Source organism: Pantoea sp. JGM49 (genome assembly GCF_018257655.1).
Taxonomy (GTDB): Bacteria; Pseudomonadota; Gammaproteobacteria; order Enterobacterales; family Enterobacteriaceae; genus Pantoea; species Pantoea communis.
On the sequence record NZ_JAERJM010000002.1, the window covers coordinates 545705 to 562957 of the forward strand.

The 17253-nt window shown below is 52.2% G+C and carries 12 protein-coding genes; 6 read left to right on the top strand and 6 right to left on the bottom strand.

Annotated elements, in window-relative coordinates:
- Window positions 1-103 precede the first annotated feature (103 nt).
- Window positions 104-1069, bottom strand: coding sequence for a thioredoxin-disulfide reductase (gene trxB, locus JK231_RS05685; protein ID WP_045834092.1), 966 nt, complete (start codon window positions 1067-1069; stop codon window positions 104-106).
- 520 nt (window positions 1070-1589) lie between these two features.
- Here trxB and lrp point away from each other — a divergent pair.
- The 5 genes from lrp (at window position 1590) to serS (ending at window position 9201) form a co-directional block, all read left to right on the top strand.
- Window positions 1590-2084 carry a leucine-responsive transcriptional regulator Lrp gene (gene lrp / locus JK231_RS05690; RefSeq protein WP_006118610.1) on the top strand — a complete coding sequence of 165 codons (495 nt, stop codon included), beginning with the start codon at window positions 1590-1592 and terminating at the stop codon, window positions 2082-2084.
- 119 nt (window positions 2085-2203) lie between these two features.
- Window positions 2204-5671: a DNA translocase FtsK 4TM domain-containing protein gene (locus tag JK231_RS05695; RefSeq protein WP_211728162.1), complete on the top strand. Its 3468-nt coding sequence runs from the start codon at window positions 2204-2206 to the stop codon at window positions 5669-5671.
- 175 nt (window positions 5672-5846) lie between these two features.
- Window positions 5847-6458 carry an outer membrane lipoprotein chaperone LolA gene (gene lolA / locus JK231_RS05700; RefSeq protein ID WP_034820613.1) on the top strand — a complete coding sequence of 204 codons (612 nt, stop codon included), beginning with the start codon at window positions 5847-5849 and terminating at the stop codon, window positions 6456-6458.
- A gap of 7 nt (window positions 6459-6465) precedes the next feature.
- The gene (locus JK231_RS05705) at window positions 6466-7812 is read left to right on the top strand and encodes a replication-associated recombination protein A (RefSeq protein WP_097119330.1); all 1347 of its coding nucleotides are present in this window, start codon (window positions 6466-6468) and stop codon (window positions 7810-7812) included.
- 96 nt (window positions 7813-7908) lie between these two features.
- On the top strand, window positions 7909-9201 hold the full coding sequence (gene serS / locus JK231_RS05710) for a serine--tRNA ligase (protein ID WP_058961786.1): 1293 nt from the start codon (window positions 7909-7911) through the stop codon (window positions 9199-9201).
- A 137-nt stretch (window positions 9202-9338) separates the two neighbouring features.
- Here the strand turns inward: serS and JK231_RS05715 are convergent, their stop codons facing one another.
- A complete protein-coding gene (locus JK231_RS05715) occupies window positions 9339-9566 on the bottom strand; it encodes a hypothetical protein (RefSeq protein WP_211728209.1) in 228 nt (75 codons plus the stop codon).
- Here JK231_RS05715 and JK231_RS05720 point away from each other — a divergent pair.
- Window positions 9514-10665, top strand: coding sequence for an MFS transporter (locus tag JK231_RS05720; protein ID WP_058961785.1), 1152 nt, complete (start codon window positions 9514-9516; stop codon window positions 10663-10665). The genes JK231_RS05715 and JK231_RS05720 overlap by 53 nt on opposite strands.
- A gap of 48 nt (window positions 10666-10713) precedes the next feature.
- On the opposite strand, the gene pflA is transcribed toward JK231_RS05720, so the two are convergent.
- From pflA to ycaO, 4 genes are all read right to left on the bottom strand, one after another.
- Entirely contained in the window at window positions 10714-11454 is a 741-nt protein-coding gene (gene pflA / locus JK231_RS05725) for a pyruvate formate lyase 1-activating protein (protein ID WP_211728163.1), read from the bottom strand.
- Between the two features lie 159 nt (window positions 11455-11613).
- Window positions 11614-13896, bottom strand: coding sequence for a formate C-acetyltransferase (gene pflB / locus JK231_RS05730; protein WP_097119328.1), 2283 nt, complete (start codon window positions 13894-13896; stop codon window positions 11614-11616).
- Between the two features lie 67 nt (window positions 13897-13963).
- A complete protein-coding gene (focA, locus tag JK231_RS05735) occupies window positions 13964-14824 on the bottom strand; it encodes a formate transporter FocA (RefSeq protein WP_034820596.1) in 861 nt (286 codons plus the stop codon).
- Window positions 14825-15179: 355 nt separating this feature from the next.
- The gene (gene ycaO, locus JK231_RS05740) at window positions 15180-16940 is read right to left on the bottom strand and encodes a 30S ribosomal protein S12 methylthiotransferase accessory factor YcaO (protein ID WP_211728164.1); all 1761 of its coding nucleotides are present in this window, start codon (window positions 16938-16940) and stop codon (window positions 15180-15182) included.
- Window positions 16941-17253 lie beyond the last annotated feature (313 nt).

Genomic DNA, 17253 nt, shown 5'->3' on the forward strand with positions numbered 1-17253 from the left:
AAGTATCCGGAAATAGTAAGCGCATGAACTTTAGCATGCAGGCAATAAAAAAGGCGACCTAAACAGGTCGCCTCTTTGCAATTATGATCAGCTTATTAACAAGTTACAGATCGGTTTTAACAAGCCCGTCAAGATAGCGTTCTGCATCCAGCGCCGCCATACAGCCGGTGCCGGCAGAGGTGATCGCCTGGCGATAAATATGATCCATCACGTCACCCGCCGCAAACACGCCAGGAATGCTGGTCTGGGTCGCATTGCCCTGCAGACCGGACTGCACTTTGATATAGCCGTTTTCCAGCGCCAGCTGGCCGTCGAAAATGGCAGTATTCGGGCTATGACCAATCGCCACAAACAGCCCGGCAACATCCAGCGTTTCCGGCTCTTCACCTTTGGTGGAAAGCAGTTTCACACCGGTGACACCCATCTGATCGCCGACCACTTCTTCCAGTGTGCGATCGGTGTGCAGTACGATGTTGCCGTTGCGCACTTTATCCATCAGACGATCAATCAGGATTTTTTCCGCACGGAAGCTATCACGACGGTGAATCAAATGGACTTTCGCCGCGATATTTGCCAGGTAAAGGGCCTCTTCCACCGCGGTATTACCGCCACCAATCACCGCGACTTCTTGATTGCGATAAAAGAAACCGTCACAGGTCGCACAGGCGGAAACCCCTTTGCCTTTGAACGCTTCTTCAGAGGGCAGGCCGAGATAACGTGCGGAGGCGCCAGTAGCAATGATCAGCGCGTCAGCGGTGTATTCGCCACTGTCCCCCGTTAAACGGAACGGGCGATTCTGCAAATCTACCGTATGAATATGGTCGAAAATAATTTCGGTGTTGAATTTCTCGGCATGCTCTTGCATACGTTCCATCAACGCCGGGCCTGTCAGATCGTTCGGATCGCCTGGCCAATTCTCCACTTCAGTTGTGGTGGTGAGCTGACCGCCTTTTTCCAGCCCGGTAATCAATACCGGATTCAGGTTAGCGCGGGCGGCATAGACTGCCGCAGTATATCCGGCAGGGCCGGAGCCTAAAATGAGCAGCTTACTGTGTTTGGCCGTACTCATGCGTTCCTCAGTTTTTTGCGACAACATAGTTTTTGATTGTAGGGAAATTAGCGCAGCAAAAAAAGGTTTCAGCAATTTTGATAACAATCGCTGCAAGCGGCGTAGTCGATGAGTGCAAATTCTGCACGTCGATTGCGCCAAAAGGGGGCAATGCTCGGCAAATTTTGATGCAGCAGCATAAAAATTCTCATTTAAAAACAGCAACCCAGAACTCTATCTGGCATCTTGTACTGAATTTGGATGTTTTACTTTGACAATCGCCTGCTGTTTTGCGAAAACATTACCAGAAGCGGAGAATATTTAGCGGTTCAAAACAGAATTTCATTTCTGTTTTGCACGTTTTTGCCGGATAAACTCAGTCTGACATTGGTAATGACGCATGATGTGGACAGACAACATGCGTCATACGGATGGAAGCATTACTGCACAGACTTATCGTCTTCACTTCAGTAAGGCCCTGAACAATGAGCGTTTTCAGGGTGTGGCAGGTAAAGGGAAGGAATTAAGAGAGACAATAATAATGGTAGACAATAAGAAACGCCCCGGAAAAGATCTGGACCGTATCGACAGAAACATTCTGAATGAATTGCAAAAAGACGGCCGTATTTCTAATGTTGAGCTTTCAAAACGTGTTGGCTTATCACCTACGCCGTGTCTTGAGCGTGTGCGTCGCCTGGAACGTCAGGGCTTCATTTTGGGTTACACCGCACAACTGAACCCACATTATCTGGATGCTTCACTGCTGGTATTCGTTGAGATTACTCTGAATCGTGGTGCGCCAGATGTGTTTGAACAATTTAACGCCGCTGTGCAAAAACTTGAGGAAACTCAAGAGTGTCACCTCGTTTCCGGTGACTTTGACTACCTGTTGAAAACCCGTGTACCGGACATGTCCGCCTACCGTAAGCTTTTGGGTGAAACCTTGCTGCGCCTGCCGGGCGTTAACGACACCCGTACTTACGTGGTGATGGAAGAGGTCAAACAGAGCAATCGTCTGGTGATCAAAACCCGGTAATGCAGGGCAGGTGCAAAACTTGCAGGAATTCGGTACACTCCTGTGAATTCATACAGGACCAGCGTCGGGCTTGCCCGGCGCTGTTGCCTTCTTAATTTACAGGCACCTGGAGAGTTCTCTTGAGCCAGGAATATACAGAAGATAAAGACGTTTCGTTACAACCGCTGAGCAGTGGACGCAGGCTGCTGGAAGCGTTGCTCATCCTTGTGGCCCTGTTCGCCATCTATTTGATGGTGTCGCTGGTTAGCTTCAACCCTTCCGATCCCAGCTGGTCTCAGACCGCCTGGCATGAACCGATCCATAATTTGGGTGGTAGTGTCGGCGCATGGCTGGCGGATACGCTCTTATTCATTTTCGGCGTGATGGCGTATGCCATACCTCCGGTCATCATTGGTTTGTGCTGGATTACATTCCGTCAGCGCGATCGCCAGGATTACATCGATTACTTTGCGGTGGGCTTACGCCTGATTGGCGTGCTGGCGCTGGTGGTGACCACTTGTGGTTTAGCCGCGCTGAACGTCGATGACATCTGGTACTTTGCTTCGGGCGGTGTGATTGGCAGCCTCGTCAGTAATGCGATGGCACCCTGGTTTAGTTCTGCCGGCGGTACTTTAACGCTGATCTGCGTCTGGGCGGCAGGCATAACCCTGTACACAGGCTGGTCGTGGCTGACGATCGCCGAAAAAATCGGGAGCGTGGTGATGGGCGTGCTGACCTTCGCCAGCAACCGCTCTCGTCATGACGAACCCTGGCAGGAAGAAGATGAGTACGAAGAAGAGGAAGAGCATGCCGAACATGCTGCGCCTCAACTGCTTGCTGCGCAATCGCATGATGACGATGATGACGTTCTACTGGCTAAGCCGCGTAAGGTGGCTGAGCCTATCGCCGAACAGCTGCCGGATGATCCTCTGCTAGCCAAAGCCAGTGCCGCGACAGCTGCAGCCATTGCTGTGACCGCCGAAGCAGCACACCAGGCGCCAGTTGTGCCTTCCCCCGTGTTCAATGCACCAGCCGAAGCGGCACCTGTTGTTCATACCCCGGAAGTGCGAGCGGCAGAAGCACCTGTTGCGGTACCGCCTGCGCCTGAACCGGTTATTCAACCCGCACCGCCGCTGTATCGCTTTGAAGTTCCGGGCGAACCTGCACCTTCAGCGTTTTCACCCGTTGATGACGATGAAGGGCCACGCATGGGGAACTGGCAGGATGCCGCTCAATCATCTGCTTCTCTGAACACTGCGGCAGCCGCAGCAGTGGGGGCAGCTGCAGCGAAAACGGCTTCTGCGTATACACCCGCTTTCGATGTGGTGCCGGAGCGCGATTACAACCCGCAGGTGAAGCAGGGTATTGGCCCTGAATTGCCGCGTCCGAACAAAGTTAAACTGCCAACACGTCGTGAACTGGCTTCTTACGGCATTAAGTTGCCGTCACAGCGTATGGCTGAAGACAAAGCGCGCGAAGAAGCTGAACAGCAACTGCCTGAAATGACCGCGACCTATCATGAACCGTTACAGGATCATGAAGAGGATGCCGCGTTGCAGGAAGCCCAACTGCGTGAAGCGTTTGCGTCTCAGCAACAGCAGCGCTATGCAGAGACCGGACAGCATCAAGTCGAAGAAGATGAAGAGGCTTTACATCAGGCGCAGTTGGCTAATCAGTTTGCCGCTCAGCAGCAACAACGCTATCAGCAATCTGATACCAATGAAGGTCCAGTATTTAACCTTGATACTTCATCAGCCTTTGATTTTTCGCCGATGAAAGATTTGGTTGATGACGGCCCAAGCGAGCCATTGTTTACCATCGCTGCCACGCCTGAGCCGGAAGCGCCTGCGCAATGGCAGCAGCCTGTCGCACCGCAACCTGAAGCGCCTTCGCAGTGGCAGCAGCCTGCCGCACCGCAATCTGAAGCACCTGCGCAGTGGCAACAACCTGCAGCACCGCAGCCGGAAGCCATGCCATCGCTGAATGAGCACAATAGTCCATGGTCATCACCCGAGACCGAAAGCTATGCTGCGCCAGCAGAAGCGCCTCAACCGGTCGCACCTGCGCAAGATAGCCTGTTCCATCCGTTCCTGGTTCGTCATGAACGTCCGCTGGAAAAGCCTTCTACGCCGCTGCCGACGCTTGATTTGCTGACCTCTCCACCTTCGGAAGAGGAACCGGTGGATATGTTCGCGCTTGAGCAGACAGCACGTCTGGTTGAAGCGCGTCTGGCCGATTATCGTGTGAAAGCTGAGGTGGTGGGCATCTCGCCTGGCCCGGTTATCACCCGCTTTGAGCTGGATCTCGCTCCTGGCGTGAAAGCCGCACGTATCTCTAACCTGTCGCGCGATTTGGCCCGTTCGCTCTCTGCCGTCGCGGTGCGTGTGGTGGAAGTGATTCCAGGCAAACCTTACGTCGGCCTGGAATTACCGAACAAACATCGCCAAACCGTGTATCTGCGCGAAGTGCTGGATTGCGACAAGTTCCGTGATAACCCGTCACCGTTGTCAGTGGTGCTGGGTAAAGACATTTCGGGCCAGCCGGTGGTGGCCGATCTGGCGAAGATGCCGCATCTGCTGGTTGCCGGTACGACCGGTTCCGGTAAGTCGGTTGGTGTGAACACCATGATCATCAGCATGCTGTATAAAGCCACACCAGAAGAAGTGCGCTTTATCATGATCGACCCGAAAATGCTGGAGCTCTCCGTCTACGAAGGCATTCCGCATTTGCTGACTGAGGTGGTCACCGACATGAAAGATGCAGCGAACGCGCTGCGCTGGAGTGTGGGTGAGATGGAACGCCGCTATAAACTGATGTCTGCGCTAGGCGTGCGTAATCTTGCCGGTTACAACGAGAAAATTGAGCAGGCTGCTGCCATGGGGCGTCCAATTCCAGACCCGTTCTGGAAGCCGGGTGACAGCATGGACACTACGCCGCCAGTGCTGGAAAAACTGCCGTATATCGTGGTGTTGGTCGATGAATTCGCCGATCTGATGATGGCGGTGGGCAAGAAAGTTGAAGAGTTGATTGCTCGCCTGGCACAGAAAGCGCGTGCGGCGGGTATTCACCTGGTGCTGGCAACCCAGCGTCCGTCGGTGGATGTGATTACCGGCTTGATCAAAGCCAACATCCCAACGCGTATCGCCTTTACGGTGTCCAGTAAAATTGACTCACGTACTATTCTTGATCAAGGCGGCGCGGAATCACTGCTGGGGATGGGTGACATGCTGTACATGCCGCCTAACTCCTCAATGCCGGTGCGTGTCCACGGCGCCTTCGTGCGCGATCAGGAAGTGCATGCGGTGGTGCAGGACTGGAAAGCACGTGGACGTCCGCAATACATCGACAGCATTACCGCGGGTGAAGAGAGCGAGAGCACAGCGGGCGGTCTTGATGGTGATGAAGAGCTTGATCCGCTGTTCGATCAGGCGGTCTCATTTGTGGTCGAGAAACGTCGCGCCTCTATCTCCGGGGTTCAGCGTCAGTTCCGTATTGGTTACAACCGTGCAGCGCGCATCATTGAACAGATGGAAGCGCAGGGTATTGTCTCTGAACCGGGCCATAATGGTAACCGCGAGGTGCTATCACCGCCGCCGCATGAGATGTAATCTAGCGCACGCCATGACTTACTTCTGGGCCAGTTAACACTGGCCCGTTGTTTATCTGCAGAACGATCCCCATATCGTTGGGAGCTTTCGGCTTTTTCTTCTATCGAACAGACAGAGCGGCAACTACGTTTAATGCAGTAAGTGTCGGGAAACCATGAATAAGGAATCGAATCAGATGAAATTACGCGTTATTGCCTGCGGCCTGCTGGCCGGTTTTGTTTCTTCGTCGGTATTGGCGGATGCGTCGAGCGATTTGCAGCAGCGTCTGAACAAAGTGAACAGCTTCCATGCCAGCTTTAGCCAGAAAGTGACAGATGGCAGCGGTGCAAATGTACAGGATGGTGAAGGTGAGCTGTGGGTTAAACGCCCAAGCTTATTCAACTGGCATATGACCGCGCCAGACGAAAGCGTGATTATCTCCGACGGTAAAAACCTGTGGTTCTATAATCCGTTCGTCGAGCAAGCCAGCGTTAGCCTGCTGCAGAACGCCACCAGCAATACGCCATTCATGCTGATTGCCCGAAATCAGCCAAGCGACTGGCAGCAGTACAACATCAAGCAGCAGGGTGATAATTTCGAACTGACGCCAAAAAGCAGCGATGGCAACCTGAAGCAATTCACCATCAACGTCTCTGCATCCGGCACCATCAACAAATTCAGTGCGATTGAGCAAGATGGTCAACACAGTGATTATCAGCTGAAGAGCCAGAAAAACGGTGCGATTAGCCCAGATAAGTTCACCTTTACACCGCCAAAAGGGGTAACGGTGGACGATCAACGTCAGTGAGGTCGCGGTGAGTAACCTGTCCCTGGATTTCGCCTCTTCAAATGAGTTCCAGCCGCTGGCCGCGCGTATGCGGCCAGGCACATTGCAGCAGTATATCGGGCAACAGCATCTGCTGGCGGCGGGTAAACCGCTGCCGCGCGCGATTGAAGCCGGGCATTTGCACTCAATGATTTTGTGGGGGCCGCCAGGAACAGGGAAAACAACACTGGCAGAGATCATTGCGCACTATGGCAAGGCGGATGTCGAGCGAATTTCTGCCGTGACATCCGGCGTGAAAGAGATCCGTGAAGCCATCGAGCGCGCGCGGCAGAATCGTCAACTGGGCCGCCGTACCATCCTGTTTGTGGATGAGGTTCATCGTTTTAATAAAAGCCAGCAGGATGCATTCCTGCCCCATATTGAAGATGGCACCATTACCTTTATCGGTGCGACCACCGAGAATCCATCGTTTGAACTCAACTCGGCACTGCTATCGCGTGCTCGTGTCTATCTGCTGAAATCGCTCACCACGGAAGATATTGAACAGGTGCTCACCCAGGCGATGGAGGATAGTGCGCGGGGTTACGGTAACAGCGACATTCTGCTCCCAGAAAACACCCGGCGCATGATTGCTGAGTTGGTTAACGGCGATGCACGTCGTGCGCTGAATACGCTGGAAATGATGGCGGATATGGCAGAGAGCAACGCGCAAGGTCAGCGTGAGCTGACGCCACAGCTGCTGAATGAAGTCTCGGGAGAAAGGGCGGCGCGTTTTGATAATAAAGGCGATCGTTTCTACGATCTGATTTCGGCGCTGCATAAATCCGTGCGCGGTTCGGCGCCAGATGCCGCCCTGTATTGGTATGCCCGCATTATTACAGCCGGCGGCGACCCGTTATATGTTGCACGCCGTTTACTGGCGATCGCTTCTGAAGATGTGGGCAATGCCGATCCGCGCGGCATGCAGGTCGCTATCTCAGCGTGGGACTGTTTCACTCGCGTCGGGCCTGCAGAAGGTGAGCGCGCCATCGCACAGGCGATCGTCTATCTGGCCTGCGCGCCCAAAAGTAATGCGGTTTACACGGCGTTCAAGGCGGCCATGCGCGACGCACGAGAATTCCCGGATTATGATGTGCCAGAGCACCTGCGCAATGCGCCCACCAAATTAATGAAAGAGATGGGGCTGGGCAAAGAGTATCGTTATGCACATGACGAACCCAATGCTTACGCTGCCGGAGAGGTGTTCTTCCCACCTGAAATGGCGCAAACGCGCTACTATCAACCCACCAATCGGGGGCTTGAAGGGAAAATCGGCGAAAAACTCGCCTGGTTGGCTGAACAGGATCAAAATAGCCCGATAAAACGCTACCGCTGATAAACGCCTTACGGTAAGGTGAGCAAGTATTTCAATGCATTCCAGTGGGATGCATCCCTTCATTCGTTCAACCAACCTTAATTACACAGGATAAGCATGCTCGATCCCAATCTGCTGCGTAATGAGCCAGACGCAGTCGCTGAAAAACTGGCACGCCGAGGATTCAAACTGGATGTGGAAACGCTGCGTTCGCTCGAAGAGCGTCGTAAAGTACTGCAGGTAGAAACTGAAAATCTGCAGGCAGAGCGTAACTCCCGATCCAAATCCATCGGTCAGGCCAAAGCGCGTGGGGAAGACATCGAGCCACTGCGTCAGGAAGTGAACGTGCTAGGCGAACGCCTGGATGCGGCGAAGGTTGAGCTGGATACACTGCAAAACACCATCCGCGATTTTGCCCTTTCGCTGCCTAACCTGCCGGTCGATGAAGTGCCGCTGGGTAAAGACGATAGCGAGAATCAGGAAGTCAGCCGCTGGGGCCAGCCGCGCCAGTTCGATTTCCCGGTAAAAGACCACGTTGAGCTGGGTGAAGCCGTTAAAGGGCTGGATTTTGCCGCTGCAGTGAAACTGACCGGTTCACGTTTCATCGTGATGCAGGGGCAGATCGCTCGCCTGCATCGTGCGCTCAGCCAGTTCATGATTGATCTGCACACTCAACAGCACGGTTATCTGGAAACCTACGTGCCGTATCTGGTCAACCATGAGACGCTGTTTGGTACGGGCCAATTACCTAAGTTTGGTGAAGACTTGTTCCACACCAAGCCTTTGGGTGAAGAAGCGGGCAGCAGCAACTACGCACTGATCCCGACGGCGGAAGTGCCGCTGACCAACCTGGTGCGTGATGAGATCGTGGAAGAAGAAAATCTGCCGATCAAACTCACCGCGCACACGCCGTGCTTCCGCTCTGAAGCAGGTTCTTACGGACGCGACACGCGTGGTCTGATTCGTATGCACCAGTTCGACAAAGTTGAGATGGTGCACATTGTTGCGCCTGAGACTTCAATGGACGCACTGGAAGAGTTGGTTGGTCATGCTGAGAAAGTCCTGCAGTTGCTGAACCTGCCGTACCGTAAGGTGCTGCTGTGTACTGGTGATATGGGCTTTGGTTCCGCCAAAACCTACGATCTGGAAGTGTGGCTGCCGGCGCAGGATACCTATCGTGAGATCTCTTCTTGTTCCAACATGTGGGATTTCCAGGCGCGTCGCATGCAGGCTCGCTGCCGCAGTAAAACCGACAAGAAGCCTCGCCTGGTGCATACGCTGAACGGTTCAGGCCTGGCAGTTGGACGTACATTGGTGGCGGTGCTGGAAAACTACCAGCAGGCTGACGGCCGTATCGAAGTACCAGAAGTGCTGCGTCCCTATATGGGCGGATTGGAAATCATTGGTTAACCCCAGCTTTCTGATAGTCAAACCCGGCAATGCCGGGTTTTTTATTTTCAGGAGCGAGCGATTATTTTTTAGTAAGAATTAATCAGAAATAAACGTCATCGTCAGCAGAGTCTCTCAAAACACTAAAATCCATAAATTCATGAAGATAGCGATGTGTTGTGATGATGATATATCTCCTCTAAGCTGCTGAAGATAAAAATAATAAATTGTTCAGCAGCAAATTGTGCTGTGGTGATTTTTTGCCCGTTGACTTTAAAAAAGCGAATGGCAAACTGCGCGCAATTATCTCCATTTCTTTGGTTTTTAATCCCTATGTCTACCTGGTCACGCCCCGTCGTGTTGCTGCTCTGCGGCTTAATGCTCATGACGGTGTCTATTGCTGTGCTTAATACGCTGGTACCGCTTTGGCTTACTCACGATCAACTGCCGACATGGCAGGTGGGTATGGCCAGCTCAGCCTATTACACCGGGAATCTGCTGGGGACATTGCTGGCGGGCTGGTTAATCAACCGCTATGGCTTTAATCGCTGTTTCTATCTGGCCAGCGCCCTGTTTGCCGTCGCAACCATGGGAATGGTGTTGTTAGAAGGCTTCTACAGCTGGACTGCACTGCGTTTTGTCGCGGGTGTCGGCTGTGCGCTGATTTGGGTGGTGGTGGAGAGTGCGTTGCTGTGCAGCGGTACAGTGCGTAATCGCGGTCAACTGTTGGCTGCCTATATGATCATCTACTATCTCGGCACGGTAGCGGGTCAGTTGCTGGTGAGTCGCGTTTCGACTGAGCTCCTGCAGGTGATCCCATGGGTTACCGCGCTGATCGTCTGTGCCGTGCTGCCGGTGGTCTTCCTGCGTGTTAATGCCAGCTCCGCGACTGAAGAGGCTTCTACCGGTCGCATCTGGACCATGTTGCGCCGTCGCAGCTCACGTCTGGGCATTAACGGCTGCATTATTTCCGGTATTGTATTGGGCTCACTGTATGGACTGATGCCGCTATATCTGTCCCATCGGGGAATGAGTGATGCTAACGTCGGTTACTGGATGGCGTTGCTGGTGAGTTCAGGCATCGTCGGTCAATGGCCAGTGGGACGTCTTGCCGACCGCTTTGGGCGCCTGATGGTGTTGCGCGTTCAGGTGTTTGTGGTCATTTTAGGGGCGATTGCCATGTTGGGCGATACTGCCATGGCGCCTGCGCTGTTTGTGCTGGGGCTGGCTGGCTTCACGCTCTATCCAGTGGCGATGTCATGGGCATGTGAAACCGTTGCGCACCATGAACTGGTTGCGATGAATCAGGCGCTGCTGTTCAGCTACACCATTGGCAGTTTGGTCGGGCCGGGCATGACATCAATGCTGATGCAGAATTACTCTGACCGTTTGCTGTTTGTGATGATAGCCGCTGTGGCGCTGGTCTATCTGGTGATGCTGCTGCGTAAAGCTGACCAGCATGCCACGCCAATTGCACATGCATAATATCTGAATGAACAAATGAAAAAAGGGAGCGTTAAGCTCCCTTTTTTGTCAGAACATCACTTCGTGACCATATCCTGTCAGAATACTTTTGACCCGTTCCATGGTCTCTTTATTGGGTGGTTTTACCCCATCCAGCTTGTACTCTTCACCCATGGCAATCCATTTGTGCTTGCCCAGTTCATGGTAGGGTAGCAGCTCAATCTTCTCGACGTTCTCCATATCCTTCGTAAATTCGCCGAGGCGATGGGCAGAGTCATCATCATCGGAATAGCCAGGCACCACGACAAAGCGAATCCAGGTACGTTTGCCTTTCTTCTGCAGATAGCGCGCGAAATCGAGGGTGCGATGATTAGAGACGCCAACCAGAATCTGGTGCACATCATCATTGATTTGTTTTAGGTCGAGCATCACCAGATCGGTGGCATCCAGCAGTTCGTCGATCACTGGATCGTAACGACGTACAAAGCCGTTGGTATCCAGGCAGGTGTGAATGCCTTCTGCCTTACAGGCACGGAACCAATCACGCACAAACTCGGCTTGTAAGATCGCTTCCCCACCTGATGCCGTTACTCCTCCGCCAGAGGCATTCATAAAGTGACGATACGACAGTGCATCTTTCATCAGGTCATCCACCGTGACTTCTTTACCTCCATGCGTGTCCCAGGTATCGCGATTATGGCAGTAGAGGCAGCGCATCAGGCAGCCCTGAAAGAAGGTGATAAAACGGATGCCGGGACCGTCAACGGTGCCGCAGGATTCGAATGAGTGGATACGACCGATGGTTGACATTGCGATGTATTCTCCGGGTTAGCCTTAACAACAGGCGGCACAATCTGTGTTGTGCTCTTGGATTAAAGTCGATTTTGCCAGGCTGCCAGCGAAAGCAAACTGGCAAAACAGACTTGTGGAGAAAAGGCTCCCGCAGGAGCCTTTACATTTCAGGGAGGATTACAGGGACTGAGTGAACGTACGGGTAATCACATCCTGCTGCTGCTCTTTGGTCAGCGAGTTAAAGCGCACAGCATAACCGGAAACACGAATGGTCAGCTGTGGATATTTCTCCGGATGTTCCATCGCATCCAGCAGCATCTCACGGTTCATTACGTTGACGTTAAGGTGCTGACCGCCCTCGATATTGGCTTCATGGTGGAAGTAACCATCCATCAGGCCCGCAAGGTTGGTTTTACGCACGTTGTCATCTTTACCCAGTGCATTTGGCACGATGGAGAAGGTATAGGAAATACCATCTTTCGCGTAAGCAAACGGCAGTTTGGCAACAGAGGTCAGTGAGGCAACGGCACCTTTCTGATCGCGACCGTGCATAGGGTTAGCACCTGGACCGAATGGCGCACCTGCACGACGACCATCAGGGGTGTTACCGGTTTTCTTACCGTACACCACGTTAGAGGTGATGGTCAGCACCGACTGGGTAGGTACTGCATTACGATAGGTTTGCAGTTTCTGAATTTTCTTCATGAAACGTTCAACCAGGTCACACGCCATATCATCGACGCGTGAATCGTTGTTACCAAACTGCGGATACTCGCCTTCAATCTCGAAATCTACGGCCAGACCATCCGCATCACGCACGGCTTTTACTTTGGCATATTTAATGGCAGACAGGGAATCCGCCGCCACTGACAAGCCTGCGATACCACACGCCATGGTGCGATAGACGTCACGGTCATGCAGCGCCATCAGTGAAGCTTCATAGCTGTACTTATCATGCATGTAATGGATGATATTCAATGAAGTGACATACTGTTTAGCCAGCCAATCCATGAAGTGATCCAGACGTGCCATCACCGTGTCGAAATCCAGAATTTCATCAGTGATTGGCGCTTCTTTCGGGCCAACCTGCATTTTCAGTTTTTCGTCCACGCCACCGTTGATTGCATACAGCAGTGTTTTAGCGAGGTTGGCGCGGGCGCCGAAGAACTGCATCTGTTTGCCGACAATCATTGGGCTCACACAGCAGGCGATCGCGTAGTCATCGTTATCAAAGTCAGGACGCATCAGATCGTCATTCTCATACTGCAATGAAGACGTATCGATAGAGACTTTGGCCGCATATTTCTTAAAGTTAACCGGCAGCTTCTCTGACCACAGAATGGTCATGTTAGGTTCCGGTGATGGGCCCATGGTGTACAAGGTATTCAGGAAGCGGAAGGTACTTTTGGTGACTAAAGTACGGCCATCGACACCCATACCGGCCAGAGACTCGGTTGCCCAGATTGGGTCACCTGAGAACAGTTCGTCATATTCTGGAGTGCGCAGGAAACGTACCATACGCAGTTTCATCACCAGGTGGTCAATTAACTCCTGCGCGCCTTCTTCAGTCAGTTTGCCCGCTTTAATATCACGGTCGATATAAACATCGAGGAAGGTGGATACGCGACCAAATGACATCGCGGCGCCGTTCTGTGATTTCACCGCGGCCAGATAGCCGAAGTAGGTCCACTGTACAGCCTCTTGCGCTGTGGTAGCGGGCAGAGAAATATCAGAGCCGTATTTGGCCGCCATTTCTTTAATCTGGCCAAGCGCACGGTGTTGCTCGGAGATTTCTTCACGCAGGCGGATGGTGGCTTCAAGATTGACACCATTTTCCATATCGCTTTGCAGTGAATTGAACTGCGCCACTTTATCTTTCATCAGATAATCAATGCCGTACAGCGCCACGCGGCGATAGTCACCGATGATACGACCACGACCATAAGCATCTGGCAGACCGGTTAAGACACCGGATTTACGGCAGCGCAAAATATCAGGGGTATAGACATCGAACACACCCTGGTTATGAGTTTTACGATAGTCGGTGAAGACTTTTTTCAGCGCTGGGTCGAGTTCACGGCCATAAACCTTACAAGAGCCCTCGACCATTTTGATGCCGCCAAACGGGATAATGGCGCGTTTTAGTGGAGCTTCAGTCTGCAGACCTACGATGGTCTCCAGCGATTTATTGATATAACCCGCATCATGTGACGTGATGGTAGAAGCCAGGTCGGTATCGAAATCAACCGGTGCATGGGTGCGGTTCTCAATCTTTATACCTTCCAGCACGCTGTCCCACAGTTTAGTGGTGGCGGGTGTGGCGCCTGCGAGGAAAGATTCGTCACCTTCATAGGGGGTGTAGTTTTTCTGGATAAAGTCACGGACGTTGACACCGTTCTGCCATTCGCCGGCGCTAAATCCTTCCCAGGCTGACGCCATTTTTTCGTTAAGTTCGGACATGATATACCTGCCTTATTTAGGGAGACTCTGACGATGACGTGCCCTTGAGCACGCCCGTATCAATTGCTTAGTGAACCGGCTCATCACCACGAAGATAGATGACCCAATAGGTCAAACCGACTAACAATCCGCCGCCGATAATGTTGCCGATTGTCACGGGAATAAGGTTGTTAACAATAAAGTCGCCAACGCTGAGAGAGGGGAACTGTGCGGCGCTGGAGCCGGCCAGTTGCCAGAATTCCGGGCTGGCGAAGTCGCGAATGACAATGGCCATAGGGATTAAAAACATGTTGGCGATGCTGTGCTCAAATCCGCTGGCAACGAACATCCCGACCGGCAATATCATGGCAAACATTTTGTCAAACAGACTGCGGCCGGAGTAACTCATCCATACGGCCAGGCAAACCATCAGATTAGCCAGTGTGCCGAGGCTAACGGCCTCAATAAACGTGTGATGCATTTTGTGATCGGCGGTTTGCAGGACGTTCAACCCCCACGCACCGTTGGCAACCATATGTTCACCTGCTAACCAAATCAGCGCGACAAAGAACAGCGCACCAAACAGGTTACCGATATAGACATTCAGCCAATGACGACCGAGTTGCATCCAGGTGATGCGCCCGCTGGCTTTCGCCACCACAATCAAAACCGTCGAAGTGAAAAGGTCCGCGCCACATACCACAACCAGCATCAAACCCAGAGAGAAGCAGATACCGCCAATCAGTTTCGCAATACCATAGGGCATCGCGCCACTACCGGTGGTGGCAGTAATGTAGAAAACAAATGCGATAGAAATAAATACGCCAGCAGTGATGGCTAAGAAGAAGGTGGTTAAAGGATGTTTAGTGGCTTTATAGACGCCGGCATCTTCAGCAACTTTCGCCATGGCCGCGGGTAATAATGCATTAAAAGGGTTGTCAGCTTTCACACTAACGCTCTCCTGAAATTGTCTGTAAAGATACTAACAAAGGAGTATAGGTCAGGAATTGATGTGGATCATAAATGGCAGGGAGGCACGGGATAAGCGAGGCGTTAAGCTAAGGAATTTGCATGTAACAATTTGAATTATAACAACTAAAAAATTTTTAATTTATGCAAAATAAGTTTAATGAAGGGTCTTTGAAATTGACTTAATGTTAATTCAGTTTAATCAATGAAACTGAATTGTTAATTACCAATATTCAATGTTGAGTATGACAATTTGAGGCAAAAAAAATGGCACCGGGATTAATCAGTGCCATTCTCAACGTTAGCAAAAATATCGCGCTAAGCGCTCGTGAATATTACTTCGACCAGTAGTTGCGCTTTGCTGCCTGCAGTTTTTCATAGGCGGCCAGCAGGGCCTGATGAGCCGGGAAGGCTTTGAGATCGAGGTCCACTGCCTGCAAGCCGTAGAATGGCGCTTCACCGCTGATCGCTGCAGAAGCGGCATCAACGGCGGCTTCGCCATACATCCGCACAAAGGCACGATGATATTGCAGAGGATCGCGTTCTTCTTCCATGGCGAGCAACAGTAGGGTTTGCAGGCAACGGTAATAGTTGGCGCGTTCAGGGCTGAAGATTGACTGGTTGAACTCCATGGTCCATTCCGTCCAGATCAGAGCCTGATCCAAATCTCCGCCCGCCAGTGCCAGCATGGCTTTCAGCTCGCCAATACGTAGGGTGTACCAGCCATTGTCTTTACCTGACGCCAGACCCAGCAGCTCACGGACGCGAGTGAAGTCGTCATGACCTTCTTCATCCAACTGCTCGATGAGGTTCAGATACGCCTCCGGTTCCCACTCACTGGCTGGCAGCGCCAGCAACGTTTCACGCAGCGGCGCGCCCATGCTGTTGTTGGCCAATAACAGGTCTTCTGCCGGATAAATATCTGACATGCCCGGTACGATGATACGGCAGGCGTAAACGCCCAGATGCTCATAATCCGCGATGTAAACCTCTTGATCTTCCGCGCGGAAGATAGCCATCAGCGTATCAAACTCTTCGTGCGTGCTGCCTGAGAAACTCCAGTCGACGAAAGGATAATCCGCATCATCTTTGAACATGTCCCAGGAGATTAAACCACTGGAATCGATAAAGTGGGTTTCCAGGTTGGCGTGTTCAGCCACTTCTTCATCATCAAAGGTCGGTGGGGTGAAGACATCCAGGTCTTTCAGCCCACGGCCCTGGAGCAGTTCAGTAACGGTACGTTCCAATGCCACACCAAAGTCAGGGTGCGCGCCGAATGAAGCAAAGCAAGTGCCGTTGGCCGGGTTAAACAACACTACGCAGATAACCGGGTACTTGCCGCCCAGTGAAGCATCGTAGGAGAAGATCGGGAAACCTTCGGCTTCCAGACGTTCAATCGCCTCAATCACGCCGGGGTAACGCTGCATCACTTCAGCAGGAATTTCTGGCAGGCTAATTGACTCAGCGATAATGCGGTTTTTGATGTGGCGCTCAAAGACTTCAGACAGGCCTTGTACACGCGCTTCATTCGCGGTGTTACCGGCAGACATGCCGTTAGAAACATACAGGTTGCCGATGATGTTCATCGGGATGTACACCGTCTGCTGGTCGGATTGACGAGTAAATGGCAGGCCGCAGATACCACGGTCAACATTACCTGACTGCAGGTCAATCAGATCTGAGGCGCTCAGACTATCTTCTGGATCGTAAAATTTCTGCAGACGCGCATCCAGAATCCCTGCTGGTAAACTGTCATCGTCGGTCAATGGGAACCACTTCTCATTCGGGTAGTGAACGAAATCGCCGTTGGCGATGGACTGACCGAGCCAGAAATCGGCGAAGAAGTAGTTGGTTGAGAGACGCTCAAAATATTCGCCTAACGCCGAAGCCAATGCCGCTTTCTTACTGGCACCTTTACCATTGGTAAAGCACAGCGGGCAGTCGCGATCGCGGATATGCACAGACCAGACGTGTGGAACCGGGTTCAGCCAGGAGGCTTCTTCAATGTTGAAGCCCAGGTCCTGTAGTTTGTGCTGGAAACGTGCGATGGAGTCTTCCAGTGCGGCGTCTTTTCCTGGAATAAACGTTTGCGTCATGTTGGCGCTCTCTCAAGTCGATGGGGTGGGCGTAAAGCGCGCAATGATACGGGTTTTGCGCCTGCTTCGCTATTCAGTGGTCTAAATTTATCGCGGTATTGTCATGGCTATTTCATCACCTGGCAGCATTCTGATTTTACATCGGGAATCTCCCTCACAAAATTCCGTGGCTTATTGCATTTATGACATAAGCTGCGGTGGAGCCCGCCCCGGAATTGTGATCGCTATCGGATTAATGATTGCAGCCATTCGGAGGCAATGATAAAACCGATACGGTATTCATAACCGTTCGATATGACAGTGGTGAGGGGAA